A 2,500-nucleotide genomic window follows, 5' to 3' on the forward strand; every position below is an offset into this window, starting at 1 on the left:
CTAGAGATTGGTTGCGGGAGCAGGATTTGAACCTGCGACCTTCAGGTTATGAGCCTGACGAGCTACCGGGCTGCTCCATCCCGCGACACTTTGGTTTGGTCTACGGCCTATAAGGCTAGTTGAGACCATTTTTGGCCTATTGCTTTCGCGACTTGAGGCCGGGTCGTGTTTTGCTGATCGTTTAGAGAGATGTGTGGGCTTTTTCTAGGTTTGGCGGTGACCTACTCTCCCGGGGCTTAAGCCCAAGTACCATTGGCGCGGCAGTGCTTAACTTCCGGGTTCGGGATGGGACCGGGTGTTTCACTTGCGCTATGACCACCAAACCGAGGAAAAGCCCACGTCGCTCTTTTTGCTTTGCAAAAAGGCGACGCGCGGGAGGCAGCGTCTTTTGTTTACAAAAGGCGCGTTCCCGCACGGTTATATAATCAACCAACATCGCGGCTTGGCGCTGCGACGCTGTCCTTGGTCAAGGTGTGTATGCTTCTGGTTTGATTTCATCTTTCCATTACTGGATCAAATCAAGCCTATCGGGCGATTAGTACCGGTCAACTGAACGCATTACTGCGCTTACATCTCCGGCCTATTGACGTGGTGGTCTTCCACGGCCCTCAGGGAGACCTTGTTTTGAGGGGGGCTTCCCGCTTAGATGCCTTCAGCGGTTATCCTGTCCGATCATAGCTACCCAGCACTGCCGTTGGCACGACAACTGGTCCACCAGTGGATCGTTCACCCCGGTCCTCTCGTACTAGGGGCAACTCCTCTCAAGTCTCCTACACCCACGGCAGATAGGGACCGAACTGTCTCACGACGTTCTAAACCCAGCTCACGTACCTCTTTAAACGGCGAACAGCCGTACCCTTGGGACCTGCTCCAGCCCCAGGATGAGATGAGCCGACATCGAGGTGCCAAACACTGCCGTCGATATGGACTCTTGGGCAGTATCAGCCTGTTATCCCCGGCGTACCTTTTATCCGTTGAGCGATGGCCCTTCCACTCGGGACCACCGGATCACTATGGCCGTCTTTCGACTCTGCTCGACTTGTCAGTCTTGCAGTCAGGCTGGCTTCTGCCATTGCACTCAACGAGCGATTTCCGACCGCTCTGAGCCAACCTTCGCGCGCCTCCGTTACGCTTTAGGAGGCGACCGCCCCAGTCAAACTACCCGCCACGCAGGGTCCCGGATCCGGATAACGGACCGCGGTTAGACATCAAGAGTGCGAAGGGTGGTATCTCAAGGGAGGCTCCACAGGTACTTGCGTTCCTGCTTCAAAGCCTACCACCTATCCTGCACATCACAATCCTGATGCCAGTGCGAAGCTGTAGTAAAGGTGCACGGGGTCTTTCCGTCTAACCGCGGGAAGCCTGCATCTTGACAGGCAATTCAATTTCGCTGAGTCGATGTTGGAGACAGCGGGGAAGTCGTTACGCCATTCGTGCAGGTCGGAACTTACCCGACAAGGAATTTCGCTACCTTAGGACCGTTATAGTTACGGCCGCCGTTTACCTGGGCTTCAATTCAAGGCTCTCACCTCTCCTTTTAACCTTCAGGCACCGGGCAGGCGTCAGACCCTATACGTCGTCTTGCGACTTCGCAGAGCCCTGTGTTTTTAATAAACAGTCGCCACCCCCTGGTTTGTGCCCCCAGCCCCTAGTTGCCTAGGAACCGGGCCTCCTTCTCGCGAACTTACGGAGGTATTTTGCCGAGTTCCTTCAACATCGTTCTCTCAAGCGCCTTGGTATGCTCTACCAGTCCACCTGTGTCGGTTTAGGGTACGGTCTGATGGAGGGCTATTTCCAGGAACCACTCAGCAGCCCAATCAATCCGATAAGATTGAACTACACCTGTGATCCGTCACATCCTCCTGGCCTAGGAATATTAACCTAGTTCCCATCGCCTACGCCTTTCGGCCTCGGCTTAGGGGCCGGCTTACCCTGCTCAGATTAGCTTTAAGCAGGAACCCTTGGACTTTCGGCGAGAGTGTCTCTCACACTCTTTGTCGCTACTCATGTCATCATTCTCACTAGTGATCTCTCCACGGGATCGCTCACGCGCCCGCTTCATCGAAAGCCTCTCTCCTCCAATCTGCCCGAAGGCATGAAGGAGGAATGAGACTATGTCACACTACGCTCTGCTACCGATGCTTACGCATCCCTAGACTTCGGCTCATGGCTTGAGCCCCGTTACATCTTCGCCGCAGGACAACTTATTTAGACCAGTGAGCTGTTACGCTATCTTTAAAGGATGGCTGCTTCTAAGCCAACCTCCTGGTTGTTTTGGTCGTCCCACCTGCTTTCCCACTTAGCCATGAATTGGGGGCCTTAGTCGTAGGTCAGGGTTGTTTCCCTCTCCACTACGGACGTTAGCATCCGCAGTGTGTCTGCCATCTAGTACTCCCGGGTATTCGGAGTTTGGTTAGGATCAGTAAGCCTGTGGGGCCCCATTACCCATCCAGTGCTCTACCCCCCGGGGTATTCGGATGACGCTCTACCTAAATAGATT

Annotated in this window: 1 tRNA gene and 2 rRNA genes (1 of these 3 cut by a window edge); all 3 read right to left on the minus strand. The window is 54.4% G+C overall.

Features of this window, described 5'->3' with window-relative positions:
• Positions 1-8: 8 nt before the first annotated feature.
• Positions 9-85, minus strand: a tRNA-Met gene (locus AC2TAD_RS22175).
• A 123-nt stretch (positions 86-208) separates the two neighbouring features.
• Positions 209-323: ribosomal RNA gene (gene rrf / locus AC2TAD_RS22180) — 5S ribosomal RNA — on the minus strand.
• A gap of 191 nt (positions 324-514) precedes the next feature.
• Positions 515-2,500, minus strand: a 23S ribosomal RNA gene (locus tag AC2TAD_RS22185) (it continues 841 nt past the right edge of the window).

The organism is Ruegeria sp. HKCCD7628 (assembly GCF_057221005.1).